This window comes from Actinoplanes sp. DH11, assembly GCF_020873875.1.
Lineage (GTDB): Bacteria > Actinomycetota > Actinomycetes > Mycobacteriales > Micromonosporaceae > Actinoplanes.
In genome coordinates this window covers 1-26450 of sequence record NZ_JAHWGU010000013.1, presented here as the reverse complement: position 1 = coordinate 26450, position 26450 = coordinate 1, and the positions used below count along the sequence as shown (strand labels likewise).

The window sequence follows — 26450 nt, the reverse complement described above, 5'->3', positions numbered from 1 at the left end:
GGAAATAGCGTCAGGGGCATGACCGACTGCACCGAGCGGCACCCCGGCCGGGCACGCCTGACGGAAGGCACAGCATGAGCCGAAAAGTTGCTCTCGTCCTCGCCGCCGCCTCGATGATCGCCCTGGCCGGCTGTGACGGTGTGGTCGGCGCCCGGATGACTTTCGAGGACACCGAGAAGGCGAAGATCACCGACATCGTGCTGCGGGGCGGTGGCGGTGACGTGCTGATCAACACGGCCGACACGACGGAGACCTCGATCCGGCGGGTGATCCGGGGCAGCACCGATCCCGGGCCGTCCTACTCGCTCTCCGGCTCGACGCTCGACATCTCGACCGACTGCGGCCGCAACTGTCACGTCAGCTACGAGATCACCGCGCCGGCGGGTGTCGCCGTCAAGGGCGACGTGCGCTCCGGCGACATGGGCCTGACCGGCGTCGGTGCCGTCGATCTGAAGATGACCTCGGGCGACATCCTGGTGGAGCGGGCCACCGGCCCGGTCGCGATCGAGGCGACGTCCGGCGACATGTCGGTGACGGGCGCGCCGTCGCTGACCGTCGAACTGACCTCCGGTGACATCAGGGCGGACGACATCGCCGGCCCGATCGAGGCACGCGCCACCTCCGGTGACATGAGCCTGGTGCTCGACGTCCCCGCCTCGGTGACCGCGTCGGTGCAGAGCGGCGACCTCAACCTGACGGTTCCGGACGGCGCCTACCGGGTGAAGACGGAGGCGGGCGGCGGCGACGTGATGGTGGAGAACCTGGCCAACGACGCGAAGGCGACGCACGTGCTCGACCTACGCACGCGAAGCGGCGACCTCTTCGTGACGACCGGCTGAGGGAGAACCGGCGGGGCCGGCGGGGATCGCGCCCGGGGCGGGTGCCGGCGAGACCGGGATCGGCATCCGCTGGCCCGGCAGCAGCTGCGGTCGCCGGCCGGCGGCCACGTCCTCGACCCAGCCGACGAGCGCCAGCACCACCCCGAGCAGGACGCAGACCACCGCCGTACGCCACGAGATGCCCACCCAGCCGCTCACCGGCAACCCATGCGCCTCGCCGGCCTGGGTCACCGCCACGATCACCGGGATGTGCCAGAGGTAGATGGTGAGCGCCCGCGCGTTCAGGACGGTCAGCACCCGGTGCTCGCGGACCATCGGGGACGACCCGAGGGCCACCAGGATGAACGCGGCCGACCAGAGCGCGTTGCCGAGCGGGATGTCGTTGAGGTCGTACCCCCGCGGACCCGGATGGGTGATCACCCAGGCCGCAGCCGGCACGGCGAGGGCGGCGGCCAGCGTGACGAGCCGCTTGCGGCCGAGCCTGCGCAGGTGGCCGTCGTGGTGCGCGAAACCGAGCAGCCAGGCGCCGCCGTAGAGGGCCAGGTCCCGCGGCACCGGCGGCACCGTGAGGCGGGCGAGCTCGACGACGGCCAGCGCGGCATAGGGCACCAGGATCGAGATCAGCGGGAACCTGCGGAACAGCGGCAACACCAACGGCGACAGCAGGACGAACCACAGGAAGTCGCGCAGGTACCAGGCATGACTCAGCGACTGCATCCACCAGCCGGTGGCCTCGGGGTCGACGAGCGGAAAACCCCAGAGCAGCAGGTGTACGTCGAACGGGGTCCCGGTGAGCAGCATCGCCGGCACCGCGATCACCAGGCAGAGCACCCAGAGCGAGGGCAGCAGCCGTCGCAGGCGCCGCTCGACGGCCCACACACCGAACCGATCGAGCGACGCCGCCATCAGGGAGCCGGCGAGCGCGAACATCACCGACATCGCCGGGAAGATCACGGTGAGCGCCGCCCAGCCGGTGAGGTGGTAGACGACCACCCGCACGGTCGCGGCGGCGCGCAACAGATCCAGGTACCGGTTCCGCATGACCGAAGGTGTTACCCGCGTTCGGCCGAATAGCGCAAATCCCGGTGAATTATCCCATAGTCAGGAAATGTCTAATTATCGATTCAAAATCCCAGCTTACGAAGCTGCTTCGGATCCCGCTGCCATTCCTTGGCGACCCGCACGTGAAGATCCAGGTAAACCTTGGTACCGAGAAGCTCCTCGATCTGCACCCGCGCCTGCGAACCGACCTGCTTCAATCGCTCGCCCCGGGTCCCGATCACGATCGACTTCTGACTGGGCCGTTCCACGTACAGATCCGCATAGATTTTGGTGGTCCGCCCTTCGACCTGCATCTCCTCGACCAGCACCGCGATCGAGTGCGGCAGTTCGTCGCGCACACCCTCGAGCGCCGCCTCCCGGATCAGCTCGGCGATCAGCACCTGCTCCGGTTCGTCGGTGAGCACGTCGTCCGGGTAGAGCTGCGGCGACTCCGGCAGGTACTTGACCATCACGTCGGTGAGGATCTCCACCTGGTGCCCGGAGACCGCGCTGACCGGGATGATCTCCGCGAAGTCATAGAGCTGGGCGACCGCGAGCAGCCGCTCGGCCAGGACCTGCGGGCTCACCAGGTCGACCTTGGTGACCACCGCGATCACGGTGGCCTTCAGCTCGCTCATCTCCGAGGAGATGAACCGGTCACCACGACCGATCGGCTCGTCCGCGGGGAAGCAGATGCCGATCACGTCGACCTCGCTCCACGTCTCGCGGACCAGGTCGTTGAGCCGCTCGCCGAGCAGCGTGCGCGGCCGGTGCAGACCCGGCGTGTCCACGAGCACCAGCTGCGAGTCCGGCCGGTGCAGGATGCCGCGGATCACGTGCCGGGTGGTCTGCGGCTTGTTCGACGTGATCGCGATCTTCTGACCGACTATCGCATTCGTCAGCGTCGACTTGCCGGCATTGGGCCGGCCCACGAAACACGCGAAACCCGCGCGATAGACGCCGTCCGCGCGCTTGTCGGAACGCGCGGCCTTGTGCCGGTGCACGCGGCGCATTCCGGACTTACCGGTACGCTCACCGGCCGTCACGTCCCGACCGGACCCACCGTCACCCACGGGCGCACCCACCGCACCGTCCCGGCGAAGCTTGCCGTCACCCACGGGCGCACCCGGAGCACCGTCGCGGCGAGGCTTGCGGTCACCCACGGGCGCACCCGGAGCACCGTCGCGGCGAGGCTTGCCGTCACCGGCCGGTCCACCAGCCGCACCGTCCCGGCGGGGCTTGCGATCGCCGGCCGGCCCGCTCGGCGTCCAGTCCCGGCGGGGCTTGCGGTCACCCGTACCCGCCGAGCCCGAAGCCCGCCCGGCACGCCCGCCGGAACCGGCCCCACGGACCGCGCCCGGCTTGTTCCCGCCCGGCTCCTGGCGTTTCGCCATCCGGCGTTCCTGCCGGCGGCGCTCGTTGCGCTCGCCCGCGCTGAGCCGCCGCTCGTCCGGCTGCCGGGACTTCTCCGGCTCGGGGGACGTCACTGGACCGTGCCGAGGAGAGAACCGTCGGTGCCGGCCACGTGGATCGGCGCACCGGCCGCCAGGTCACGCACCGCGGCCTGCCCGGCCCCGTCCAGCGTCGACGACTCGGTCACCACCGCGGCCGCCTCCAGTTTCGTCGCACCGGAGGCCACCGCCTGGGCCACCGCGACCTGGAGCGCGGTCAGCGCGAGGCTGGGCAGCGCGACCGAGGCCGCCGCGTAGGTGCGGCCGTCCTGGTCGCGTACCGCCGCGCCCTCGACCGCGCCCACCCGGGCACGCGCGCTGCGCGCCAGGGTGACCAGCTTGGCGTCCTCGGCGCTCAGGGGGGTGCCGTCCGTGCCAGGCACGGGAGAAGCGGCGAAGGTCTGCTCAGGCATCTGCTGGTTGTCTTTCCTCGGTGTCGTTGGCGTTCTCGTCGTTGTTCTCGGCGTCCGGCTCCGGCTGCACCGGGCAGACCAGCACCGAGTCGATCCGGTTCCGCCGGCCGGCGGTGCCCTCGGCGACCAGGTGCAACCCGCCCACGTCGACGGCGGCACCGGGGATGGGCACCCGGCCCAGCGTCTGCGCGAGCAGGCCGCCGACCGTCTCCACCTCGTCGGTGGGCAGCTCCACGCCGAACACGTCGCCCAGGTCCTCGATCGGCAGCCGGGCGGCCACCCGCACCGCGCCGTCCGCCAGGTGCTCGATGGGCGGGCGTTCCACGTCGTACTCGTCGGTGATCTCGCCAACGATCTCCTCGAGGATGTCCTCGATGGTGACCAGGCCGGCGGTGCCGCCGTACTCGTCCACGACGATCACCAGGTGGATGCGGGCCGCCTGCATCTCGGAGAGCAGATCGTCCACCGGTTTCGACTCCGGCACGTAGGTCGCGGGCCGCATCGCGTCCGCCACCGCCTGCGCGGCCGCCGCCGGATCGCCGTTCTGGGTCCGGCGGATCACGTCTTTCAGATAGAGCACGCCCAGCACGTCGTCGACGCTCTCGCCGATCACCGGGATCCGGGAGAACCCGGAGCGCAGGAAGAGGTAGAGCGCCTGCTGGAGCGATTTCGGCGCCTCGATCCACACCATGTCGGTGCGCGGCACCATCACCTCGCGGGCGATCGTGTCACCCAGCGCGAACACCGAATGGATCATCTCGCGCTCGCCGTGCTCGACCACGCCGCGCTGCTCCGCCAGGTCGACCAGCTCCCGCAGCTCCACCTGGCTGCCGAACGGCCCCTCCGGGAAGCCCTTGCCGGGGGTCACCGCGTTGCCGATCAGGATCAGCAGCTGGGCCAGCGGGTTGAGCACCTTGCCCAGCCACCGCACCAGCGGCGCCGTCGCCCGGCCCACCGCGTAGGCGTGCTGACGCCCGACGGTCCGCGGCGCCACCCCGATCACCACGAAGCTGACGAGCGTCATCGTGCCGGCCGCGACGAGCGCCGCCTGCCAGCCGACACCCCAGGTGTCCACCGCGACGAGCGCCACCAGGGTGGTCGCCGTCAGTTCGCAGAGCAGCCGGAGCAGCAGGAGCAGGTTGACGTAGCGGACCACGTCACCGGCCACGGCGGCCAGCGCGGTCGCGCCGCGCCGCCCCTCGCGTTCCAGCTCCGCGGCCCGGGCCTGGCTGACCGTGGCCAGCGCGGCGTCGGTCATCGACGCCAGGCCGGCCAGCAGCACCAGGCCCACCGCGAAAATGATCAGTTGCAGGTCAGGCAGGCCGGCCGAGGCGGGCGCTGCCAGCAGAGAGGCGGGCTCCATGGTCAGCCGGCCTTGCGAGTGGCGCGCCAGCTCTGCAGGAGCTTGTTCTGGAGGGCGAACATCTCGCGCTCCTCGTCCGGCTCGGCGTGGTCGTAACCGAGCAGGTGCAGGGCACCGTGCACGGTCAGCAGGTGCAGCTCGTCGGCGGCCGAGTGACCGGCGACGGCCGCCTGTTTCGCGGCCACCTCCGGTGCCAGCACGATGTCGCCGAGCAGCGCCGGCTCGCCGACCCCGGACTCGCCGGGGCCGTGGTCGACGCTGCCCTCGTCCATCGGGAAGGCCAGCACGTCGGTCGGGCCGTCGCTGCCCATCCAGCGATGGTTGAGCTCGGCCATGTAGTCGATGTCGACGAGCAGGATGGACAGCTCGGCGAGCGGGTTGACACCCATCTCGTCCAGGGCGTGCCGGGCAACCGCGAGGATCGCGTCGGTGTCGACCTCGACTCCCGACTCGTTGGCGATCTCGATGGACATAGCGGTGCGATTACCCCTTGTGAATCAGCGCCGGCGGCTGGGACGACCGCCGGTGGCGGCCCGGCCCGGCACGGCGTGGACGGATTGTGCTGCCTGTTCTTCCTGGTCGGCGTCGTATCGCGCGTAAGCGTCGACGATCTCCGCGACCAGGCGGTGCCGCACCACGTCGGAGCTGGACAGCTCCGCGAAGTGCACGTCCTCGACGCCGCGCAGGATCTCCCGCACCACCTTGAGGCCGCTGGAGGTGCCACCCGGCAGGTCGACCTGGGTGACGTCACCGGTCACCACGATCTTGGCACCGAAACCGAGCCTGGTCAGGAACATCTTCATCTGCTCGGGCGTGGTGTTCTGCGCCTCGTCGAGAATGATGAAGGCGTTGTTGAGCGTACGGCCACGCATGTACGCCAGCGGCGCGACCTCGATCGTCCCGGCGGCCATCAGCCGCGGGATCGACTCCGGGTCGAGCATGTCGTGCAGCGCGTCGTACAGCGGGCGCAGGTAAGGATCGATCTTCTCGGTCAGCGTGCCCGGCAGGAAGCCGAGCCGCTCACCGGCCTCGACCGCCGGCCGGGTCAGGATGATCCGGCTGATCTCCTTGGCCTGGAGCGCCTGCACCGCCTTCGCCATGGCGAGATACGTCTTACCGGTGCCGGCGGGGCCGATCCCGAAGACGATGGTGTTCTCGTCGATGGCGTCGACGTAGCGCTTCTGGCCCAGCGTCTTGGGCCGGATGGTGCGCCCGCGCCGGGACAGGATGTTGAGGGTGAGCACCTCGGCCGGGCGCTCGGTGGTGTTGGTCTCGATCATGTCGAGGGTCCGGCGGACCGCGTCGACGCTGAGCGTCTCGCCCTTCTCGATGAGCTCGATGAGCTCGGAGAAGAGACGCTCGGCGATGGCGTTGTCGGCGGGTTCCCCGGTGATGGTGATCTCGTTACCGCGGACGTGGACGTCGCTGGTGAGAGACCGCTCGAGGAGGCGGAGGATCTCGTCCTTGGCGCCGAGCAGGTTCACCATGATCTTCGAGTCGTTCACCGAGATCTTGGTCTGCGCCCGCACCGGGCTGGACGAGCCCGTGCTGGAGGAGTTCGGCGTACCGGTCATAGGGCGGCCCAGAGGGCCTCCGCACCTGCTCTCTTTCTCTGCGTCGTCCCCGCTGGACGGCGTGCTCAAGGATCGTGCCATCCTATCCGCTCCCCCGCGCCCCCGCCGATGCCATTATCGCCCGGCTCGCCCGCGCGTCACCCGCCCGGCGCGGGGCCGCCCGGCGGCGGGTCAGTCGCCGGGCGCCGGCTCCGGGCCGGCGGAGGCCGGGCCGCCGTCGAAGCCGTCCTGGAATCGGCGGAAGCGATAGGTCGCCCAGTGCATCCGGACCACCTCGCCGGCGTCGTCGCGGGTGAGTCGCAGCAGCTCGCCGGTCTCCCGGCCGGAGACCGTCCGCAGCACGTCCGGCCGGTCCGGCAACACCTGGAAGATCGCCGGCGGCCGGTCGGCGGGCGCCTCGGCGAGACGAGCCTGCAGCTGCCCGTCGTGCCAGGCGAAGACGAACTCGGAGCCCTCGCTCCACCAGCGGCCGAGCACCGAGCGGTAGGCCCGGGGCGCGGGCGGGGCGATCCGCCACGGCCGGATCTCGGCCGGGTCCAGTTCCACGGTGAGCCGCAGCAGCTCGTGCACCAGCTCGTTGACCTGGCCGGCGGTGCCGGAGGAGCCGAGCACGGCACAACCCAGCGCGCCCGGGTTGCCCTCGCCGCCGCGCCGGCCGTAGACGCCGGCCAGGAAGCCCGGCATCGCGCCGTCGTGGCCGACGTGCACCACCCGCCGCCCCTCCGGCATCAGGATCAGGCCGAGACCGAAACCGGCACCCCAGAGCGCCTCGTCGGTCGTGGTCAGCGGCCAGCGCATCTCGTCGACCGAGGCGGCGGCGAGCACGCGGCCGTCCGGGTCGACGACCTCCGGGCTGCTCAGGAACGCGGCCCACTTCGCCATGTCGCCGGCGGTGCTCCACAGCTGCGCGGCGGGCGCGACCCCGGCCAGCTCGATCGGCGGCTCCGGGCGGGCGGCGTCGGAGTACGCGTCCACGACGTAACCGACAGCGGCCTCCGGCGGGGTCGCCACCGTCGTGGCCGCCAGGCCGAGCGGGACCAGGACGCGCTCGGCGACGATCTCGTCCCAGGTGCCGCCACGAAGTTTCGCGACGACCTGCCCGAGGACGGCGAGGCCGAGGTTGGAGTAGTGGAAGCGGCGCGCGTTCGGCAGCACCCGCTCGGCCCGGTCGAGTTCGGCGACGAGCCGGGCCGCGTCCGGGCTGACCAGGGTGTCCCAGATGTCGCCGTGCGGTTCCCGCTGGAAGCCGGCCGTGTGCGAGAGCAGCCGACGCACCGTGGCGTCGCCGTGCGCGGGCACGCCGAGGTACGCCGAGACCGGCGCGTCCAGGTCGAGCAGTCCCTCGTCCCGGGCCTGCATGACGAGCACCGCGGTGAACGTCTTGGTGACCGAGCCGATCCGGAACCGGGTGCCGGGGGTGAGCGGATGCGCGGCGTTGCCGGACTCGCCGACGGTGAAGACCCAGGGCTCGCGGTCGGCGCGGTGCAGCGCCACCGACAGGGCCGGGATGCGGCCGTCCGCCTGGGCCCGGCGGGCGGTCCGCTCGTAGCGGGGGGTGGGCGCGGCGCTCAGCTGCCGGCCGGTGTCCAGCCGCACCTGCCCGCCGCCGTCGGGCGCCATCTGCCCCCCGCCGTCGGGCGCCATCTGCCCGCCAGTGCCGGGCGCCGTCTGCCCGCCGGTGTCCGGCTTCACTTGCCGGCCAGCATCGGGCCCAGCGGTTCGCCGCCGAGGACGTGCGCGTGGACGTGGAAGACCTCCTGACCGGCGTGCGGGCCGGTGTTGAAGATCAACCGGAATCCGCCGGTGAGGCCCTCCTGCTCGGCGACCGCTGCCGCGGCGGCCAGCACGTCGGCGGCGGCGGCCGGGTCGGCGGCCAGGGCGACCACGTCGGCGTGGTGCGCCACCGGGATGACCAGCACGTGGGTCGGCGCCTTCGGGTCGATGTCGCGGAACGCGACGGTGGTCTCGGTGCGGTGCACGACGGTCGCCGGGATCTCGCCCGCGACGATGCGGCAGAAGAGGCAGTTTTCCACCTGTCGGATCCTATGCGTTGACGATTGAATGGTCGGCGGATCATCATTGCTTTTAGTGGGAGCGCTCTCATGACCGATTTAGACCATCTGCTCGGGCAACTGACCCTCGAGGAGAAGGTGTCCCTGATCACCGGTCAGGACTTCTGGTCCCTGCCTGCGATCCCCCGGATCGGCCTGACCTCGCTGGTGATGTCCGACGGACCGGTCGGGGTGCGCGGCACCGGCTACGCGCCGGACGACCCGTCGATCGCCCTGCCCAGCCCGACCGCGCTCGCCGCGACCTGGGACGTGGCGCTCGCCGAACGGGCCGGCCGGCTGCTCGGCCAGGAATCGCGCCGCAAGGGCGTGCACGTGCTGCTCGGCCCCACGGTCAACCTGCACCGCACCCCGCTCGGCGGCCGGCACTTCGAGTGCTACTCGGAGGATCCGCTGCTCACCGGCGAGATCGCGGTCGGATTCGTGGCGGGCGTGCAGAGCCACGGCGTCGGCACCACGGTCAAGCACCTCGTCGGCAACGACTTCGAGACCGAGCGGATGACCGTGGACGTGCGGATACCGCCGCGGGCGCTGCGGGAGCTCTACCTGGCACCGTTCGAACGGGTCGCGGCCGCCGGCGGGTGGGGCGTGATGAGCGCGTACAACGGGGTCAACGGCGCGCCGATGGCGGCCAACGGGACGATCCAGGAGGACATCCTCAAGCGGGAGTGGGGCTTCGACGGCGCGGTCGTCTCCGACTGGCGGGCCGCCCGCGACACAGTGACCGCCGCGACCGGCGGGCTGGACATCGCGATGCCCGCCATGGACAACCCGTGGGGACCGAAACTGGTCGCCGCCGTCCGGGACGGCAAGGTGGCCGAGGAACTGATCGACGACAAGGTACGGCGGGTGCTGCGGCTCGCCGCCCGGACCGGGGCGCTCGGCGGCTCGATCGACGGTGCCGGCGTGCCGGACGCCCCGCTCGACGAGGACGGTGCCGCCGTCGCCCACGACGTCGCGGTCCGGTCGTTCGTGCTGGCCCGCAACGACGGCCTGCTGCCGCTCACCGCCGGCGACCTGAACCGGGTCGCGGTCATCGGGGCGCTCGCCACCGACGCCCGGGTGCTCGGCGGCGGCAGCGCCCAGGTCACCCCGCCGCACGTGATCTCGCCGCTCGACGGCATCCGCCGCGACCTGCCGGGCGTCGACGTGCCCTACGCGATCGGCGCCGACCCGCGGCCCTTCCTGCCGCCCGCGCAGGGCCCGGAGTGGGCACCGTTCCGCCTCGACCTGCAGGGATACGACTTCGCGGTGGAGACGGCGACGGTCCGCTGGATCGGCGACCTGCCCGGTGGCTGCGACGTCGCCACCGTCACCAGCCTGGTGCTGCACACGTCGCTGACACCCACGACGAGCGGCGAGCACCTGCTCGCGATCTCCGGGTTCGGCGCGTTCGAACTCACCGTCGGCGGCCAGCAGATCTACCAGGGTTCCCTGCACCCGCCCGGCACCGGCCGCGCCGACCTGCTCCTGCACCCGCGTGAACAGCGTTTCCCGGTCACGCTGGAAGCCGGTGTGACAGTGCCGGTGGTGCTGCGGCAGACCTTCGAGCCGGGTTCGGCACACTCCGTCGCCACCACGCTCGGTCACCGCCCGCCCGGCCCGGACGAGGACGGCCTGATCGCCGAAGCGGTCGAACTGGCCGCCCGGTCCGACGTCGCGGTCGTCGTCGTCGGCACCACCGAACAGGTCGAATCGGAAGGTTTCGACCGCACCTCCCTGGCCCTGCCCGGCCGCCAGGACGAACTCGTCAGCCGGGTCGCCGCCGCCAACCCGCGCACCGTGGTCGTCGTCAACGCCGGCTCCCCGGTGCTGCTGCCCTGGTCGGACGAGGTGGCCGCGGTCCTGCTCACCTGGTTCCCCGGCCAGGAGGCGGGCGCTGCCCTGGCCGACGTGCTGCTGGGCGTCGCCGAACCGGGCGGGCGCCTGCCCACCACCTGGCCGCGGCGCGAAGAGGACTGCCCAGTCCTCGACGTCCGGCCGGTGGACGGCACCCTCGGTTACGACGAGGATATCTTCATCGGCTACCGGGCGTGGTTGCGCTCGGCGGCCAGCCCACTGTTCGCTTTCGGTCACGGCTTGGGTTACACGACCTGGGCGTACGGGGACCTCACGGTCACCGGACCAGAAGCGCACCTGACCGTCACCAACACCGGCGAGCGGGACGGGCGCGAAATCGTCCAGGTCTACCTGTCGGCCGGCGACTCCCCGGTCTCCGCGGTCTCCCCGGTCTCCCCGGTCGAGCGGCCGGAACGCTGGCTGGCCGGTTTCGCCTCGGTGTCGGCCGCTCCCGGCGAGACGGTCACAGTGCGGGTGCCACTGCCGGAACGTGCCTTCCAGATCTGGGACGACGGCTGGCGCACCGTGCCCGGCACCTACACGGTGATCGCGGCGCACGCTCTGGACGACCCCCGCAGCACGACCGAGCTGATCGTGCCCGCCTGACGCTCCCGCGCCCCGGTGAGTTGAGCGTGCCGGCTCAGCTCACCGGGCCGGCCCGCTCCGGCGACTCACCAACGACCGGGGCGGGTGAAGGACTCCCCCAGCAGCCGGAGCCGGATGGAGGACTTGCCAGCGGCGCGGATGGGTGGAGGACTTGCCAGCGGCGCCCGCGGGTTGAGGACTTCCCAGCGGCGCCGGCGGGACGTACAGCGGCCCCGAGCGGCCCAGGCGGCGGGGAATTACCAGCGGCCGAGGCGGGTGGACAGGACGGCCAGGGCCGCGACTCCGGCGGTGGACGTACGCAGCACCGCCGCACCCAGCCGCACCGGCACCGCCGCGCCGAACGACTCCAGCTCGGCGTCGCTGATCCCACCCTCGGGGCCGACCACCAGCACGATCTCCCCGGATTCCGGCAGCGTCACCGTGGTCAGCCGCTCCGTCGCCTCCTCGTGCAGCACGAACGCCGCCGCCGCGCCGTCCAGCCGCGCCGCCACCTGCTTCGTGGAGCAGTCCGGGTCACCGGCGATCACCGGCAGCCACGACCGGCGCGCCTGCTTCGTGGCCTCGCGCGCGGTGGCCGCCCACTTGTCGCGGGCCTTGAACCCCCGCTCGCCGCGCCACTGCGCCACCGAGCGGGAGGCCGCCCACGGCACGATCTCGTCCACGCCGGTCTCGGTCATCGCCTGCACGGCCAGCTCGCCCCGGTCGCCCTTGGCGATGCCCTGCACCACGACCAGGCGGGGGTCGGCGGCCGGCGTGCCGCTCCGCTCACCGACCACGACGTCCACGCTGCCCCGGCCCACGGCGGTGACCTCGGCCTTCGCCGCACCGCCCCGGCCGTCCGCGAGGATCAGCGCCTCACCGACCCGGAGCCGCTGCACGGTGGCGGCGTGGTGCCCTTCCGGCCCGTCCAGGGTGTACGACGTCCCGGCGGGCAAACTCTCGACAAGGAACAGCGGCGCAGACACTCCCGCACGCTACCCCAGCCCGCAGCCACCCCCACGCCACCGCTGCGCCCACCCCATCACCTTCGAGATCGACCCCAGCCGGCCCCCACCGCGCCGCACCACGATCACCGCCCAGCCCGGCCCTCATTGCGCCCCACCACGATCACCGCCCAGCCGACACCGCCCGCGCGTGAACCCCGCGTCCCCGGTTCCGGCCCGATCGCGCCGGACATGCCCGCCCCGGCGAGATGTTGATCTGCTAGCGCTACGAAATCGCTGTGATCAAGGGGTCAAAACCGCGATTTCGCACCGCTAGCAGATCAACATCGCCACGTGATGCGGCGCAGGTGGGCGGTCTCGCTGCGGACGCAACGCAGCCGACCGCGGGTACTTGTCCAGTGACGCAACAGAGCCCACGGCAAGCAACACATCCGCCGCCACGTCGACATCCCGCGCGCCATGCCCGATCCCGAACCTTGCTACCAACACAAACCCACAGAAAGCGTGCACCCGCTGCCCGAGTGCAGGCACACGGCGCCGGGTGAAGAGTGCGGGCCCGCGGGGCCGGGTGAAGAGTGCGGGCCCGCGGGACCGGGTGAAGGCTGCGGGCCCGCGGCGCCGAGCGAAGAATGCGGGCGCGTCACACCGGGTGAAGAGCGCAGACCCGCCGCGCCGGGTGAAGGGGGTGGAAGCCCGCGGGCGGGGACTGACAGGAAAAGGGCGCAACCCATCACGCACGCCGCCCGGGGCGCCGGCGCGTCACGGACGCGCCAGCGGCCGGCGCCGAGCCCCGGGCCCTCGGCGTGAGCGGCGGTCCGGACCGCCGCCGGAGCTGCGACAGCGGTTTTTAATGCCCGTTGAAAGCGTCCCGCATCCGGGAGAAGAAGCCGCCCTGCTTGCTCAGCTCGGCCACGTCCTCGCCGCGCGTCTTGGCGAAGTCGCGCAGCATGCGCTCCTGGTCGGGGGTGAGTTTGGTCGGCGTCTTGACGTCGAGGTGCACGAAGAGGTCGCCTCGGCCCTGGCCGCGCAGGTGCGGCACGCCCTTGGTGCGGATGCGCAGCGTGCTGGCGGGCTGGGTGCCCGGTTTGACCTCGATGTTCTCTTCGCCGTCGAGGGTCTTGATGGTCATCCGGGTGCCCAGCGCGGCCGCGGTCATCGGGAGCGTGACGCGGCAGTGCAGGTCGTCGCCCTTGCGGGAGTAGACGTCGTGCGGGCGCTCGTGGATCTCGACGTAGAGGTCGCCGGCGGTGCCGCCGCCCGGGCCGACCTCGCCCTGCTGGGCCAGCCGGATCCGCATGCCGTCCTCGACACCCGCCGGGATCTTGACGGTGAGGGAGCGTCGGGTCCTTATCCGGCCGTCGCCGGCGCAGGTGGGGCAGGGCGTCGGGATCGTCGTGCCGTGACCCTGGCAGTTGGCGCAGGGACGCGAGGAGACGACCTGGCCGAGGAAGGTGCGCTGCACCGACTGGACCTCGCCGCGGCCCTGGCAGACCTCGCAGGTGGCCAGGTGGGTGCCGGGCGCGGTGCCGGCGCCGGAGCACTGGGTGCAGAGCACCGCGGTGTCGACGGTGATCGGCGCCTCGACGCCGAAGGCGGTCTCGACCAGGTCGAGTTCGAGGCGGAGGATGGCGTCGGCGCCGGGACGGGTCCGGGGGCGCGGGCCTCGCGAGCCGCCGCCCGCTGCCGTGCCGAAGAACGCGTCCATGATGTCCTGGAAACCGACGAACGTGCCCGCGCCGCCGGGGCCGGGCGCGCCACCGCCGCCGGGCGCGAGCGGGTCACCGCCCAGGTCGACGATCTGCCGCTTCTGGTCGTCGGAGAGGACCTCGTAGGCCGCGTTGATTTCCTTGAACTTCTCGGCGGCCGCAGGGTCGGGGTTGACGTCGGGGTGGTACTGCCGAGCCAGTTTGCGGTAGGCGCGCTTGATCTCGTCGTCGGTGGCTTCCCGGCTGACGCCGAGAATTCCGTAGTAGTCCTTGGCCACGGGGTTTGGAGTCCTCAATGTCTGCGCGAATCCGTCAATTCTGTGCCAACAGGTCGCCAACGTACCGCGCGACTGCACGAACAGTAGCGATGGTGCCCGGATAATCCATGCGGGTGGGTCCTAGCACACCGAGCCCACCTACGATCGTCGCACCCGGGCCGTAACCGCTGCTCACCACGGACGCGGACCGCAGGTTGTCGATCTCGTTCTCGTCGCCGATCCGGACCCGGGTGGTGCTCGGCTCCAGGTCACCGATCAGTTTCAGCAGGATGACCTCTTCCTCGAGGGCTTCGAGGACGGGGCGCAACGTGCCTTGGAAGTCCAGCACACCACCGCGGGTCAAGTTGGCCGTACCGGCGAGGGCGAGGCGCTCCTCACTGCGCTCGACGAGCGTCTCGAGCAGGACCGAGGCGAGGCAGGCCATCGTGGGACGGCGTTCCGGCGCGGTCTCGTCGACCAGTTTCTGCACCAGGGGCGGCGTGTCGGCGAGTCGCTGCCCGGCGAGTTTCTCGTTCACCCGGCGGCGCATTTCCCACACGTCCTCGGCCGGGATCGGGCCGGGCATCTCGACGAGACGCTGCTCGACACGGCCGGTGTCGGTGATCATCACGAGGGTGAGCCGCGTCGTGGAGATCGGCACCAGCTCCAGGTGACGGACCGCCGAGCGGGACAGGCTCGGATATTGCACGACGGCAACCTGGCGGGTGAGCTGTGCCAGCAGCCGGACCGTGCGGTGGACCACGTCGTCGAGGTCGACGACGCCGACCATGAAACGCTCGATGGCACGGCGCTCGGCCGGGCTGAGCGGCTTTATCCGGGTGAGCCGGTCCACGAACAGCCGGTAACCCGCGTCGGTGGGCACCCGGCCGGCACTGGTGTGCGGCTGCCGGATGTAGCCCTCCTCCTCGAGCACCGCCATGTCGTTGCGCACGGTGGCCGGCGAGACACCCAGCTGGTGGCGCTCGACGAGCGCCTTGCTCCCGACCGGCTCCCGGGTCTCGACATAGTCCTGGACGATGGCCCGGAGCACCTCGAGCTTGCGGTCATCCAGACTCATATGACCCCTCCCCCTGTTGGCACTCCTGAAGACAGAGTGCCAGTCTACGTCGGCCGGGGCGGCAACGCGATGATCGAAAGGACGGAGGCCGGTCACAACCGGCTGGATCTTGCGTCCTAGCGTGGTCACATGACCGAACCTCCTCGCCCGCCGGAAGGCGGAGGCGACCCCTACCAGCAGGTGCCGCCCCCGTACGACAACCAACAGGGTTATCCGCCGCCCGGTTATCCGCCGCCTGGTTATCCGCCGCCTGGTCATCAGCCGCCGCCGGGATACGGGTACGGGTACCAGCCGGGTCCGTCCTCCGCCGATGACCGCACCTGGATCGTCCTCACCCACCTGATCGCTGCTCTCGTGGCGTTCCTGAGCAGCGGCCTGCTCGGCTGGGTGATGCCGCTGATCTCCCTGCTCGCACAGGGCTCCCGGTCGCCGGTGGTGCGCGCCCACGCCGTGCAGGCCCTGAACTTCCAGATCCTGTGGTCGGTCATCACGCTTGTCGGCTACATCACCGCCTGCATCCTGGTCGGCTGGGTCCTGGTCTTCGTCGGCTGGCTGGTCGCCTGGATCGTGCCGCTGATCGCCGGCATCAAGGCGACGAACAACCAGCCGTACCGGTACCCGATGAACATGAACATGATCAAGTAGGGCTCAGAGCACGTCGCGGATCACCGCGTCGGCCAGGAGCCGGCCCCGCAAGGTCAGCACCAACCGGCCGTCCGCGTAGGCGCTCTCGTCGAGCAACCCGCCGGCGAGGGCCCGCGCGGCGCCGGTCGCGTCCACCCGGTCCAGCGGAATGCCCTCGCGCAGCCGGACCCGGAGCATCACGTCCTCCATGTGCCGGTCCTCCGCCGTGAGCACCTCGCGGGCCAGGCCCGGTGATCCCCCACCGGCCAGCCGCTGCGCGTACGCCAACGGATGCTTGACGTTCCACCAGCGGACCCCGCCGACGTGGCTGTGCGCCCCCGGGCCCAGACCCCACCAGTCGGCGCCGGTCCAGTACAGCTCGTTGTGCCGGCACCGGGCGTCGTCCCGCGCCCAGTTGGAGACCTCGTACCAGCCGAAGCCGGCCCCGGTGAGCGCCTCCTCCGCGGCGAGGTAGCGGTCCGCCGCCACGTCGTCCTCCGGGAACGGCAGCTCGCCGCGGCGCATCCGGGCCGCCATCCGGGTGCCGTCCTCGACGATCAGGGCGTACGCGCTGACGTGGTCCACCCCGGCGCCGATCACCGCGTCGAGCGACCGGGCGAAGTCGTCCGCCGTCTCGCCCGGCGTTCCGTAGATCAGGTCGAGGTTGACGTGGTCGAAGCCGGCCTCGCGCGCCTCGATCGCGGCCTGCGGCGCGCGTCCCGCGGTGTGTTTGCGGTCGAGGACGCGCAGCACGTTCTCGGCGGCCGACTGCATGCCCAGCGAGACACGGGTGAAGCCGGCCCGGCGCAGCGCGCCGAGGTAGGCCGGGTCCACCGACTCGGGGTTCGCCTCGGTGGTCACCTCGGCGCCCGGGGCCAGCCCCCAGGTCCGGTCGATGCCGTCCAGGATGCGGGCCAGGTCGTCGGCGGGCAGCAGGGTGGGCGTGCCACCACCGACGAACACCGTGTCCACCCGGCCCGGTTCGATCACCCGGGCGGCCAGCTCGAGTTCGCGCAGCACGGTGCCGGCGTACTCGTCGCGGCTCGCACCGCCGCCCAGCTCACCGGCCGTGTAGGTGTTGAAGTCGCAGTAGCCGCAGCGACTGGCGCAGAACGGGACATGAACGTAGACGGCGAAGCCGTTCTTACCCACGGATCGGGTGGCTTCGTCGGGGAGCGAACCGTCACTGGGTACGGGTTCGCCGTCGGGGAGTGCGCCGGCCATCGCTCAAGCGTAGTTAAGGTTCCGGGCATGGATCCGGTGCGTACCCTCACCCTGGACAATCCCGCCAGCCGCAACGCGCTCTCCACCGCTGTGCTGCGCGGCATGCTCGACGACCTGGCCGCGGCCGCCGCCGATCCGGCGTGCCGGGTGGTCGTCCTCACCCACAACGGCCCGGTCTTCAGCTCCGGCGTCGACCTCAAGGAGACCGCCGCGGCACCGCCCGGCGCGAAGTTGCCGGCCGAGTTCCTCGCCGACGTGCTCGCCGTGCTCTGGGAGTTCCCGAAACCGGTGGTGGCCCGGATCGCCGGTCCGGCCCGGGCCGGCGGTCTCGGCCTGATCGGCGCGGCCGACATCGCGGTCTGCACCCGCTCGGCGACGTTCGCGTTCACCGAGGTGCGCCTCGGCGTGATCCCCGCAGTGATCAGCTCGACCGTGCTGCCCCGGCTCGCGCCACGGGCCGCCGCCGAGCTCTACCTGACCGGTGACGTCTTCGACGGGGCGCGGGCCGAGCAGATCGGCCTGGTCACCGCCGCGGTCGCGGACGACGAGCTGGACGACGCCGTGGCCGGCTTCTGCGCGTCCCTCATCCGCGGCGGTCCGCTCGCGCTTGCCGGGACCAAACAACTTCTGCGGCGTACGCGGAACGAGTCCATCCGCACCGAACTGGAAGACCTCGCACAGCGTTCGGCCGGATACTTCAAGTCCGCCGAGGGACGCGAGGGCGTCGCGGCGGTCCGGGAGAAACGGGACCCCTCCTGGATTTCGTCATGATCGGAAGTGACGCCGGGGCGGCGGCGCTCGTTGTCTAGGCTTGGCGTCCGACGACACCGGAGGTGAGGGTGCGCAAGAAGCCCGTCGTGGCGGGGGCTGCCCTGCTGGCGCTCCTCGGCGCACTGGGTGTGTTCGTGGTGCTGCGCACCGTGGTCGGCAACATCAAGCTGCCGCAGCTCGGCCCGGAGTGCGTCGTCCGGGCCGACGGTGAGGTCACCCTGGACTCCGCGCAGATGGCCAACGCCGCGACGATCGCCGCGGTCGGTGTTCGCCGCGGCCTGCCCGAGCAGGCCGTGGTCGTCGCCCTGGCCACCGCCTTCCAGGAGTCGAAACTGGAGAACCTGGACGACGGCGACCGCGACTCGGTCGGCCTCTTCCAGCAGCGGCCCAGCCAGGGCTGGGGCACCTTCGAGCAGATCAAGGATCCGCGGTACGCGGCCGGCCGCTTCTACTCCGCGCTCAAGAAGGTCAAGGGCTGGGAGGAGATGCGGATCACCGACGCGGCACAGAAGGTGCAGCGGTCCGCCTACCCGAACGCCTACGAGAAGTGGGCCGACGAGTCCCGCGTCCTGGCCGCCGCCCTCACCGGCCGGGCCACCGGCGCGGTCGAGTGCCGGATCACCGGAACGCCGGTGATCCGCGGCGCCGAGGCGGCCACCGCCCTGCTCGCCGGCCTGAAGCTGGACTGGGGCAAGAAACTGCCGAAGACGGCGGCCGCCAGCGACACGGCCGGCCTCACCGTGGCCGTCTCGAGCGCGGACACCGGCTGGCGGTACGCGCACTGGCTGGTGTCGCACGCCTCGGTGAGTGGCCTCGAACGGGTACGTTTCGCCGACCTGGAGTGGCACGCCCCGGAGGGAAAGTGGCAACCGGTCACGGACGGTGCCCAGGGCAACACGGGCCAGGTCGTCGCCGAGGTCTTCCGGTAACCGAATCCCGCAACTCTCGGTGACCGCACGTAACGTTCGATTTCGCCACATGCGGGTTGCGCTGCGTATACATCGACATGGACAGTCCGCAACCGCCCTGGTACTAAGTAGAGCGTGTTGACGGCGATCGAGTGGATCCTGCTGGGAGCGGGCAGCGTTGTCGCCATCCTGATCGGCGTGCGGCGCCACCGGCCGAACCGCACGGCGCCGTGGATGCTGCTGGCAGGCTCGGTCGCGGCCCTCGGCGCCGGCGACGTGCTCTACGACCTCCAGCGGACCGACCTGGCCGAGGTCTGCTACCTCGCCATGTTCCCGCTGGTCGTGGTGAGCCTGCTGTACTTCACCCGGGACGTCTCCCTGCTGGCCGACCGGGCCCGGCTGATCGACCTGCTCGCGTTCTCCTGCTCGACGCTGCTGGTGATCTGGGTCTTCGTGATCGGATCGGCCGGGCAGCTCGGCTCGGTCAACGCCGCCGACGTGATCGGCGGCCTGCTGCTGGTCGGCGTCGCGACCCGGCTGGTCATCGCCGACCGCCGCAACGTCTCCGCGATCCTGCTGCTCACGGGAGCGCTCGGCTTGCTCGCGGGGGACTTCCTCTACCCGCTGTCCGGTGGCTCGCGCGCCTCGGAGCTGGCGTTCGTGGTGCTCTACGTCTGCTGGGGCGCCTCCGCCCTGCACCCGTCGATGGCCCGGCTCACCGAGCCGCGGACACCCGTGCCGACACCGTGGCAGTTCCGCTGGACCGTGCTGCTCGCCGCTTCCGCCGCCACCCCACCGGCGGTGCTGTTGATCGAGGCGCTCTCAGGTGAGGTGCGCGACGGCGTGGTGATCGCCGTCACGGGCGCTGTCACGCTGCTGCTCACCATCACCAGGCTGGCCGACTCCATCCACCAGCACAGTGCCGCGCTGAACCGGGAACGCGGCCTGCGCAGCGCCAACACCGCCCTGGTCGCGGCCGCCGACCTGCCCGCCGTCAACACGGCCGTGCGCGCCGCGATCACCCGGCTGCTGCCGCCCGGCGTGGTGAGTGATGTGGTGCTCGCCACCGACGACGGCCGGCTCGCCGCTCAGAAACTGCCGGCGGCACCCGCCGGCGCCGGCTCCCGCAGCTGGTGGGCGCCGGCCGGTGACCCGGACGAGCACATCCTGATCTGCCCGCTACGGCTGGAACCCCTCGCGGTGGCCCGGCCCAGCGGCGGCGCCCTGATCCTCACCGGCCGCAAGGACGCGCTGGCCGCGGGCCGGGACGCACTCGAGGTGCTGGCCGGCGAGGCCGCCCTGGCGCTGGACCGGATCACCCTGGTGGAGGCCGTCGGGCGGCGCGACAGCGACCTCTACCTGCGCGCGGTGATCCGCAACACAGCGGAGATCATGGCGGTGATCGACTCCGACCACCGCATCCGGTACGCCAGCCCGGCGCTGCGCGGCCTCCTCGGCGGCGACGAACTACCGCCGCTCACCGCCCTCGACGACCTGGTTCACCCGGACGACCGGGCACGGGTACGCAGCACCCTGCGCACCGAGGGCGACGGCACGGTCTTCTGTGCCCTGCAACGGGCGGACGAGAGCCAGGTCCTGGTCGAGGTGACCTACCGCGACCTGCGCGACGACCGGCTCGTCCAGGGTCTCGTGGTCACGCTGCGGGACATCACCGACCGGCACGACCCGTTCGAGCAGACGCCGCAGCAGGACCACGTGGCGGATCTGCCGGCCTGGGTGAACCGGCGCAGTGCCCAGCACAAGTTCCGGTACTAGAAAGGCTTTCCGGCCCCGCCGTCGCAGAGCTGAATGCCGGGCTTCGACCCGGTGCCCTGAAACGGCCGAATGCCGGACCCCGGGGGAAGGGGTCCGGCATTCAAGCCATTGTTGTTACCGCGCTGTCGCGGCCGCCCGCTCGGATCAGCGGGTCAGGCGACGACGGCCACCGACACCGGCGACCAGGGCGACACCGATCGCGGCCAGCACGACCTGGAAGAAGAACTCGATCCAGTCGAAACCGGCGGTCTCGGCGACACCGGTAGCCCGGGCGATCACGGTGCCCAGCAGGGCAGCGACCACACCGACCACCATGGTCAGCCAGATCGGAATGTTCTGCTTGCCCGGCACCACAAGACGACCCAGGGCGCCGATGACCAGACCGACGATAAGAGCGACGATGATTCCGGTGAGCGTGAACTCCATGATGTCTTCCTCCTCGGGGGGTGGAGCAAGTGGTTGCGTCCGTCGAGCCCCACAATTCCCGACCCCTCGAGAAATCAAACCGCCCTATTTTTTTGCTGTCCCCTTGGTGTCACCGGACTCGGATGTGGACAGCGCGGCGATGAAGGCCTCCTGCGGGACCTCCACGCGGCCGACCATCTTCATCCGCTTCTTGCCTTCCTTCTGCTTCTCGAGCAGCTTGCGCTTTCGGCTGATGTCACCGCCGTAGCACTTGGCGAGCACGTCCTTGCGGATCGCCCGGATCGTCTCGCGGGCGATGATGCGGCTGCCGATGGCGGCCTGGATCGGCACCTCGAACTGCTGCCTCGGGATGAGTTTCTGCAGCTTGGCGGCGATCGTCGTGCCGTACGTGTACGCCTTGTCCTTGTGCACGATGGCACTGAACGCGTCGACCGGCTCCCCGTGCAGCAGGATGTCGACCTTGACCAGGTCGGCCGTCTGCTCGCCGGAGGGCTCGTAGTCGAGGGACGCGTACCCCTTGGTCTTGCTCTTCAGCTGGTCGAAGAAGTCGAAGATGATCTCGGCCAGGGGCAGGACGTAGCGCAGTTCCACCCGTTCGGTGGACAGGTACTCCATGCCCAGCAGGTTGCCGCGGCGGCTCTGGCACAGCTCCATGACCGCGCCGACGTACTCGTTCGGCACCAGGATCGTGGCTCGCACCACCGGCTCCTGAATCTCCGCGATCTTGCCGGTCGGGAACTCGCTCGGGTTCGTCACCGTGAGGACGTTCCCGTCCTCGGTCATCACCTGGTAGACCACGTTCGGCGCGGTCGAGATCAGGTCCAGGCCGAACTCGCGCTCCAGCCGCTCCCCGATGATCTCCAGGTGCAGCAGGCCGAGGTAACCGACACGGAACCCGAAACCGAGCGCCGCCGAGGTCTCCGGCTCATAGGTGAGCGCGGCGTCGTTCAGCTTCAGCTTGTCGAGCGCGTCACGCAGCGCCGGGTAGTCCGAGCCGTCGATCGGGTAGAGGCCCGAGTAGACCATCGGCTTCGGGTCCTTGTAACCCCCGAGCGCCTCCTTGGCCGGCCGGCTGTTGCCGGTGACGGTGTCACCCACCCGGGACTGGCGGACGTCCTTCACGCCGGTGATCAGGTAACCCACCTCGCCGACACCGAGCGCGCCGGCCTTCTCCATCTCGGGCGAGACGACGCCGATCTCGAGCAGCTCGTGCACCGCACCGGTGGACATCATCTTGATCCGGTCGCGGGCCTCGATCCGGCCGTCGATCACACGCACGTAGGTGACGACGCCGCGGTACACGTCGTACACCGAGTCGAAGATCATCGCCCGGGCCGGGGCGTCGGCGTCACCGACCGGCGGCTGGAACTGCCGGACGATCTCGTCGAGCAGATGACCCACGCCGACCCCGGTCTTGCCGGAGACCCGCAGCACGTCGGACGGCTCGCAACCGATCAGCTTGGCGAGCTCCTCCGCGTACTTCTCCGGCTGCGCCGCCGGCAAGTCGATCTTGTTGAGCACCGGGATGATGTGGAGGTCGTTCTCCATCGCCAGGTACAGGTTGGCGAGGGTCTGCGCCTCGATCCCCTGCGCGGCGTCCACCAGCAGGACGGCGCCCTCACAGGCGGCCAGGCTGCGGGAGACCTCGTACGTGAAGTCGACGTGCCCCGGGGTGTCGATCATGTTGAGGACGGCGGTGTCGCCCTGCTGCGCGCCCTCCCGGACGGTCCAGGGCATGCGCACGGCCTGCGACTTGATGGTGATGCCGCGCTCGCGCTCGATGTCCATCCGGTCGAGGTATTGGGCGCGCATCTGACGCGGGTCGACCACTCCGGTGATCTGCAGCATCCGGTCGGCCAGCGTCGACTTGCCGTGGTCGATGTGGGCGATGATGCAGAAGTTGCGGATGCGGCCGGGATCGGTCGATCCGATCACGTTCACGCCGGGGTCGAGCGGTCCAGGCACGGTCTTCCGTTCTTCTCAGGCTTGGTGTCGCGGAGCTGGGCTTGATGCCGGCACGCACGCCGGCACCACCTATCGTCCCACGTCCGCGAGGGCAGCTCCGATCACACCCGCTCAAGCGCTCCGTGCGGCCCCGGCGGCAGCTCCACCGTGACCGGATCCCCGGGCCGCACCGGCCCACCCCGCAACACCACCGCCATCACGCCGGCCTTGCGCACCACGTTGCCCCGCTCGTCCTGCCCGAGAACTTCCTTGAGCAGCCCCGACCGGTACCCGTTGATCTGCGCACACGGATTCCGCAGCCCAGCCAGCACCACCGCCGGCCGCCCGTCACCAACCTCAGCCCCCGCCCCCGGGCCGGCCGCAGCCCTTTCCCGCTGGACAGCTGCCATTTCCCGCTGGACCGCGTCCGCAGCCCGCGACGTGGGTCCGTCGAGCGAGGCACTCGCCGCAGCCGCCAGAACAGCCTCAACCGGATGCCCGGCCGCCAGTCCCGGCCCGGCATCGCCGCCTTCCAAGCCGCCGCCGCTTTCCGAGCCGGTGCCCGCGCCTCCCATGCCGGTGCCCGCGCCCGGTGCGGGCCGGCCGAAGCGCAGGACGGTCCCCCGCGGCAGCCCGAGCAGGTCGATTCCGCTGGTCGTCACGTTCTCGCCCAGCCCGCCGGCCGGAACCTCGTACCCCTTCCCGGCCACCTCCTCGAACAGCTCCGCGTGGATCAGGTGCACCTGCCGCAGGTTCGGCTGCGCCGGATCCGCCCGCACCCGGCTGCGGTGCCGGACATTGACCCCGGCGTGGATGTCCCCCTCCACTCCGAGGCCCGCGACCAGCACGATCTCGTCGCGGTTCGGCTTGGTGAACGTGTAGGCGTCATTACGACTGACCGCGGCAACCGTCCCTTGCTCAGCACTCATGCCGCCGATTCTCGCCGGACACGCCAACCCACCCGAACCGCGATTCCCACCCAGCGAGCCCGGCGCCGCCCGACCAGGCGCCCTCCGGCGCCCGCCAATCCGGCGCCCGCCAATCCGGCGCCCGTCAATCCGGCGCCCGCCAATCCGGCGCCCGCCAATCCGGCGCCCGCCAATCCGGCGCCCGCCAATCCGGCGCCCGTCAGTTCCGCCCGCCAGTCCGCCGACCGCCAATCCGGCGCCTGCCAAGCCGGCGCCTGCCAAGCCGGCGCCTGCCAGTCCCGCGCCCGTCAGTCCGGCGGCTCCAGGAACAGCTCGGCGAGCCGCGGCAGCCGGCGGCGCATCTCGTCCTCGTTGTCGAAGTCCCACAGATCGGCCACCTCCGGACGGGTCCGCGGGCGCTCGGCCGCCGCCGGCAGCGGCCCTCCGGTCGCCTGCTCGTAGGCCCGCGCCGCGATGGTCAGCACCTCCTCCGCCTCGAAGACCGCGCCCGTCTCCGCCGCGGCGCGCACCGCCGGCATGCCGGCCAGCACATCGGGTGACTGCACCGAGGCCGCGACGGCCTTGCGCCCGTGCGCCACCAGCCAGCCGCGGAAGTTGTCGAAACCCTCCTCGGTGCACCCGCCGTTGATCAGGTAGGCCGCGGCCCACAGGTCTTCCGTGCCGGACGCGGCGAGCACCTTGTCGAGGTGACGCCCCCAAGCGACGATCTCCTCCGGATCACGCGCGGCCAGGTCGGCGACGGCCCGCTCGGCGACCTCGGCCGGGGTGGCGGGCCGCTGTGCGGTGGCGCGGTCGATGACCGCCCAGAAATCGTCGGTTCTCATGGCTGGATCCTCCCAGCCGGGTACGACAATTCCGCACGCGCCGGGGCGAACCCCGATCCAGCGCCCACAACCGCCCGCCCCCGGGTGACGAGCTCCGGCCGGGCCGGCCCACGTCGCTCGGCCCCGGAACCCCACTCCCCGGCCGGGTCCGCAGCCGGAACCCACCTCATCCCGACCGCCCCACGCGCGTCAGGATGGACTCATGCGCCCGATCACGCTCCCGGACGTGCCGTACGACGCCACCTCCGTACGCCCCTCCTGGACCGATCTCCCCCGACGAGTGCGCACATCGATCAGCCGACGCCTCGGCTCGCCGGTCGCCGACGCGCGCAGCGCAGGTGGCGGCTTCACCCGGGCCTTCGCCGCGCTCCTCACCACCGAGGCCGGGACCAGCGCATTCGTGAAGGCGGCACCGCTGGGTGACCCGACAGCCGAGTGGTACGCCCGGGAACACGCGATCACCACCGCTCTCCCGGCCGAGGTGAACGCCGCCCGCCCGCTCTGGACGCTGACCGACAACGATTGGTTCGTACTGGCCCTGGAACCGATCGACGGCCGGATCCCGGCGCTGCCCTGGTCGGCCGCGAACCTCGACGCCGCGCTCGCCTCCTGGTCCACCGCAGCGTCGGCCCTCACCGTCCCACCACCACAGATCCGCGATGCCGGGCTGCCCCTCCTGCCGGACATCCTGCGCCACGAGATGTCCTGGTGGTCCCTGATCGAATCCGGTCACGGGCCGATGCCTGCCACCGCCCGTGACACCCTCGCCCCGTCCCACCTGAGCGAGCTGGCCGCCCTCGAACGCGCCCTGCCGGACCTGGCCACCGGAACCGCCCTCTGCCACGGTGACCTGCGGGTCGACAACGTGATGATCGACCGTTCCGGCCGTGCCTGGCTCTGCGACTGGACATGGCCGTGCTTGGGCGCACAGTGGTACGACGCGGTCACTTTGCTGATCAGCGCGTACGCCAGTGGTCTCGACACCGACGCCCGCCTGCGCGCCTGGCCGGCACCGGACGCCGGGGTGGACGGCGCCCTGGCCGCACTCGCCGGGTACTGGCTGGTGCGCGCCGCCGACGCCCCCAGCAGCGCTTCACCGCACAGTCGCCAACATCAACGTTTCAGTGGCGGGCAGGCCCTGGCCTGGCTGGCCGAACGCCGAGGCTGGCCCACCCGCTGACGGGTCTCGTTTTGGTGGCCCGCAGCGGCCCTGGTAGTCTGGCTCATCGCGTGTGGTGACGCGTTGTTGATGTCTGCACCGGCCAGCCGGTCGGGTCAGGCATTACCGGCCAGCCGGTCGGGGCAAGCATCGCGGTCACCTTCGCTGAAGACCGTTTCCGAACCTAGTCAGGACAAGGCTGTCGCGTGGCGAACATCAAGTCCCAGATCAAGCGCAACCGGCAGAACGAGAAGGCCCGTCTGCGCAACAAGTCGGTCAAGTCGTCGCTGAAGACCGTGATCCGCAAGCTGCACGAGGCGGGCAACGCGGGCAACGTCGAGACGGCGACCGCTCTGCTGCGTGACGCCTCGCGTCAGCTCGACAAGGCTGCCAGCAAGGGCGTCATTCACAAGAACCAGGCGGCCAACCGCAAGTCGGCCATCGCCAAGAAGATCGCCTCGCTGTCGGCCTGATCCGCTCGTTCTGGATCAGGTCACGGTCGCACGGACGCGACCTGTGACAACAGCCCACCTCATCAGTGGGCAAGCTTTGCGAAGCCGGGCACGCCAAGTGCCCGGCTTCTGCATTTCTTCGTACGCGTACCTGCCGTAACCAACCGCACACCCTCCGTCCCCAAGTTTCAACACACGCCCGGCCGCACCGGGGTGTAGGCGACGGATGCCCG

24 protein-coding genes are annotated in these 26450 nt (G+C 71.1%); 8 read left to right on the top strand and 16 right to left on the bottom strand.

Annotated elements, in window-relative coordinates; all coding sequences use genetic code 11:
* Positions 1–74 precede the first annotated feature (74 nt).
* Positions 75–839 carry a DUF4097 family beta strand repeat-containing protein gene (locus tag LPA41_RS19920; RefSeq protein ID WP_229072155.1) on the top strand — a complete coding sequence of 255 codons (765 nt, stop codon included), beginning with the start codon at positions 75–77 and terminating at the stop codon, positions 837–839.
* On the opposite strand, the gene LPA41_RS19915 is transcribed toward LPA41_RS19920, so the two are convergent.
* The 8 genes from LPA41_RS19915 to LPA41_RS19880 all read right to left on the bottom strand — a co-directional run bounded on the left by LPA41_RS19915 (position 798) and on the right by LPA41_RS19880 (position 8714).
* Positions 798–1880 carry an acyltransferase family protein gene (locus LPA41_RS19915; RefSeq protein ID WP_229072154.1) on the bottom strand — a complete coding sequence of 361 codons (1083 nt, stop codon included), beginning with the start codon at positions 1878–1880 and terminating at the stop codon, positions 798–800. The two genes, LPA41_RS19920 and LPA41_RS19915, sit on opposite strands and share 42 nt — an antisense overlap.
* Positions 1881–1963: 83 nt before the next feature.
* Positions 1964–2893 carry a GTPase Era gene (gene era, locus LPA41_RS19910; protein WP_229072341.1) on the bottom strand — a complete coding sequence of 310 codons (930 nt, stop codon included), beginning with the start codon at positions 2891–2893 and terminating at the stop codon, positions 1964–1966.
* A 470-nt stretch (positions 2894–3363) separates the two neighbouring features.
* Positions 3364–3744 (bottom strand): cytidine deaminase, encoded by a 381-nt coding sequence (locus LPA41_RS19905; protein WP_229072153.1) that lies wholly within the window; start codon positions 3742–3744, stop codon positions 3364–3366.
* Positions 3737–5107 (bottom strand): hemolysin family protein, encoded by a 1371-nt coding sequence (locus LPA41_RS19900; protein ID WP_229072152.1) that lies wholly within the window; start codon positions 5105–5107, stop codon positions 3737–3739. The genes LPA41_RS19905 and LPA41_RS19900 overlap by 8 nt, the downstream gene beginning before the upstream one ends.
* Positions 5108–5109: 2 nt before the next feature.
* On the bottom strand, positions 5110–5580 hold the full coding sequence (gene ybeY / locus LPA41_RS19895) for an rRNA maturation RNase YbeY (RefSeq protein ID WP_014441299.1): 471 nt from the start codon (positions 5578–5580) through the stop codon (positions 5110–5112).
* 24 nt (positions 5581–5604) lie between these two features.
* Entirely contained in the window at positions 5605–6681 is a 1077-nt protein-coding gene (locus LPA41_RS19890; RefSeq protein WP_229072151.1) for a PhoH family protein, read from the bottom strand.
* Between the two features lie 171 nt (positions 6682–6852).
* Complete coding sequence (locus LPA41_RS19885; protein WP_255690006.1) at positions 6853–8301, bottom strand: serine hydrolase domain-containing protein; 1449 nt, start codon at positions 8299–8301, stop codon at positions 6853–6855.
* 68 nt (positions 8302–8369) lie between these two features.
* Positions 8370–8714, bottom strand: coding sequence for an HIT domain-containing protein (locus LPA41_RS19880; RefSeq protein WP_229072149.1), 345 nt, complete (start codon positions 8712–8714; stop codon positions 8370–8372).
* A gap of 69 nt (positions 8715–8783) precedes the next feature.
* Here LPA41_RS19880 and LPA41_RS19875 point away from each other — a divergent pair, with 69 nt between their 5' ends.
* Positions 8784–11195 carry a beta-glucosidase gene (locus tag LPA41_RS19875; protein WP_229072148.1) on the top strand — a complete coding sequence of 804 codons (2412 nt, stop codon included), beginning with the start codon at positions 8784–8786 and terminating at the stop codon, positions 11193–11195.
* Positions 11196–11431: 236 nt separating this feature from the next.
* Here LPA41_RS19875 and LPA41_RS19870 read toward each other — a convergent pair whose 3' ends face one another.
* The 3 genes from LPA41_RS19870 to hrcA all read right to left on the bottom strand — a co-directional run bounded on the left by LPA41_RS19870 (position 11432) and on the right by hrcA (position 15180).
* The gene (locus LPA41_RS19870) at positions 11432–12160 is read right to left on the bottom strand and encodes a 16S rRNA (uracil(1498)-N(3))-methyltransferase (RefSeq protein ID WP_229072147.1); all 729 of its coding nucleotides are present in this window, start codon (positions 12158–12160) and stop codon (positions 11432–11434) included.
* An 826-nt stretch (positions 12161–12986) separates the two neighbouring features.
* Positions 12987–14123, bottom strand: coding sequence for a molecular chaperone DnaJ (gene dnaJ, locus LPA41_RS19865; protein ID WP_229072146.1), 1137 nt, complete (start codon positions 14121–14123; stop codon positions 12987–12989).
* A gap of 34 nt (positions 14124–14157) precedes the next feature.
* Entirely contained in the window at positions 14158–15180 is a 1023-nt protein-coding gene (gene hrcA, locus LPA41_RS19860; RefSeq protein WP_229072145.1) for a heat-inducible transcriptional repressor HrcA, read from the bottom strand.
* A gap of 129 nt (positions 15181–15309) precedes the next feature.
* Between hrcA and LPA41_RS19855 the strand changes: the two genes are divergently transcribed.
* Positions 15310–15825, top strand: a complete 516-nt coding sequence (locus LPA41_RS19855; protein ID WP_229072144.1) for a DUF4870 domain-containing protein — start codon at positions 15310–15312, stop codon at positions 15823–15825.
* 3 nt (positions 15826–15828) lie between these two features.
* On the opposite strand, the gene hemW is transcribed toward LPA41_RS19855, so the two are convergent.
* Positions 15829–17028, bottom strand: a complete 1200-nt coding sequence (hemW, locus tag LPA41_RS19850; protein WP_229072143.1) for a radical SAM family heme chaperone HemW — start codon at positions 17026–17028, stop codon at positions 15829–15831.
* 27 nt (positions 17029–17055) lie between these two features.
* On the opposite strand from hemW, the gene LPA41_RS19845 reads away from it, so the two are divergent.
* The 3 genes from LPA41_RS19845 to LPA41_RS19835 all read left to right on the top strand — a co-directional run bounded on the left by LPA41_RS19845 (position 17056) and on the right by LPA41_RS19835 (position 20483).
* Complete coding sequence (locus LPA41_RS19845; protein ID WP_229072142.1) at positions 17056–17799, top strand: enoyl-CoA hydratase-related protein; 744 nt, start codon at positions 17056–17058, stop codon at positions 17797–17799.
* A 62-nt stretch (positions 17800–17861) separates the two neighbouring features.
* Complete coding sequence (locus LPA41_RS19840; protein WP_229072141.1) at positions 17862–18728, top strand: hypothetical protein; 867 nt, start codon at positions 17862–17864, stop codon at positions 18726–18728.
* Positions 18729–18842: 114 nt separating this feature from the next.
* Positions 18843–20483 (top strand): PAS domain S-box protein, encoded by a 1641-nt coding sequence (locus LPA41_RS19835; protein ID WP_229072140.1) that lies wholly within the window; start codon positions 18843–18845, stop codon positions 20481–20483.
* Positions 20484–20627: 144 nt separating this feature from the next.
* On the opposite strand, the gene LPA41_RS19830 is transcribed toward LPA41_RS19835, so the two are convergent.
* The 4 genes from LPA41_RS19830 to LPA41_RS19815 all read right to left on the bottom strand — a co-directional run bounded on the left by LPA41_RS19830 (position 20628) and on the right by LPA41_RS19815 (position 24606).
* Complete coding sequence (locus LPA41_RS19830) at positions 20628–20909, bottom strand: GlsB/YeaQ/YmgE family stress response membrane protein (RefSeq protein WP_229072139.1); 282 nt, start codon at positions 20907–20909, stop codon at positions 20628–20630.
* Between the two features lie 84 nt (positions 20910–20993).
* Positions 20994–22874, bottom strand: coding sequence for a translation elongation factor 4 (lepA, locus tag LPA41_RS19825; RefSeq protein WP_229072138.1), 1881 nt, complete (start codon positions 22872–22874; stop codon positions 20994–20996).
* 101 nt (positions 22875–22975) lie between these two features.
* Positions 22976–23782, bottom strand: a complete 807-nt coding sequence (locus LPA41_RS19820) for an MOSC domain-containing protein (protein WP_229072137.1) — start codon at positions 23780–23782, stop codon at positions 22976–22978.
* A gap of 287 nt (positions 23783–24069) precedes the next feature.
* Positions 24070–24606: a DUF4240 domain-containing protein gene (locus tag LPA41_RS19815; RefSeq protein ID WP_229072136.1), complete on the bottom strand. Its 537-nt coding sequence runs from the start codon at positions 24604–24606 to the stop codon at positions 24070–24072.
* Positions 24607–24808: 202 nt separating this feature from the next.
* Here LPA41_RS19815 and LPA41_RS19810 point away from each other — a divergent pair, with 202 nt between their 5' ends.
* Positions 24809–25786 carry a phosphotransferase family protein gene (locus LPA41_RS19810; RefSeq protein ID WP_229072135.1) on the top strand — a complete coding sequence of 326 codons (978 nt, stop codon included), beginning with the start codon at positions 24809–24811 and terminating at the stop codon, positions 25784–25786.
* Positions 25787–25971: 185 nt separating this feature from the next.
* Positions 25972–26238, top strand: a complete 267-nt coding sequence (rpsT, locus tag LPA41_RS19805; RefSeq protein ID WP_229072134.1) for a 30S ribosomal protein S20 — start codon at positions 25972–25974, stop codon at positions 26236–26238.
* The last annotated feature ends 212 nt before the right edge of the window (positions 26239–26450 follow it).

Coding starts and splice junctions, on each gene's coding strand:
- LPA41_RS19920 (WP_229072155.1), top strand. CDS start 75: ATGAGCCGAAAAGTTGCTCTCGTCCTCGCCGCCGCCTCGATGATCGCC.
- LPA41_RS19915 (WP_229072154.1), bottom strand. CDS start 1,880: ATGCGGAACCGGTACCTGGATCTGTTGCGCGCCGCCGCGACCGTGCGG.
- era (WP_229072341.1), bottom strand. CDS start 2,893: ATGCGCCGCGTGCACCGGCACAAGGCCGCGCGTTCCGACAAGCGCGCG.
- LPA41_RS19905 (WP_229072153.1), bottom strand. CDS start 3,744: ATGCCTGAGCAGACCTTCGCCGCTTCTCCCGTGCCTGGCACGGACGGC.
- LPA41_RS19900 (WP_229072152.1), bottom strand. CDS start 5,107: ATGGAGCCCGCCTCTCTGCTGGCAGCGCCCGCCTCGGCCGGCCTGCCT.
- ybeY (WP_014441299.1), bottom strand. CDS start 5,580: ATGTCCATCGAGATCGCCAACGAGTCGGGAGTCGAGGTCGACACCGAC.
- LPA41_RS19890 (WP_229072151.1), bottom strand. CDS start 6,681: ATGACCGGTACGCCGAACTCCTCCAGCACGGGCTCGTCCAGCCCGGTG.
- LPA41_RS19885 (WP_255690006.1), bottom strand. CDS start 8,301: ATGGCGCCCGACGGCGGCGGGCAGGTGCGGCTGGACACCGGCCGGCAG.
- LPA41_RS19875 (WP_229072148.1), top strand. CDS start 8,784: ATGACCGATTTAGACCATCTGCTCGGGCAACTGACCCTCGAGGAGAAG.
- hrcA (WP_229072145.1), bottom strand. CDS start 15,180: ATGAGTCTGGATGACCGCAAGCTCGAGGTGCTCCGGGCCATCGTCCAG.
- LPA41_RS19855 (WP_229072144.1), top strand. CDS start 15,310: ATGACCGAACCTCCTCGCCCGCCGGAAGGCGGAGGCGACCCCTACCAG.
- hemW (WP_229072143.1), bottom strand. CDS start 17,028: ATGGCCGGCGCACTCCCCGACGGCGAACCCGTACCCAGTGACGGTTCG.
- LPA41_RS19845 (WP_229072142.1), top strand. CDS start 17,056: ATGGATCCGGTGCGTACCCTCACCCTGGACAATCCCGCCAGCCGCAAC.
- LPA41_RS19830 (WP_229072139.1), bottom strand. CDS start 20,909: ATGGAGTTCACGCTCACCGGAATCATCGTCGCTCTTATCGTCGGTCTG.
- LPA41_RS19820 (WP_229072137.1), bottom strand. CDS start 23,782: ATGAGTGCTGAGCAAGGGACGGTTGCCGCGGTCAGTCGTAATGACGCC.
- LPA41_RS19815 (WP_229072136.1), bottom strand. CDS start 24,606: ATGAGAACCGACGATTTCTGGGCGGTCATCGACCGCGCCACCGCACAG.
- LPA41_RS19810 (WP_229072135.1), top strand. CDS start 24,809: ATGCGCCCGATCACGCTCCCGGACGTGCCGTACGACGCCACCTCCGTA.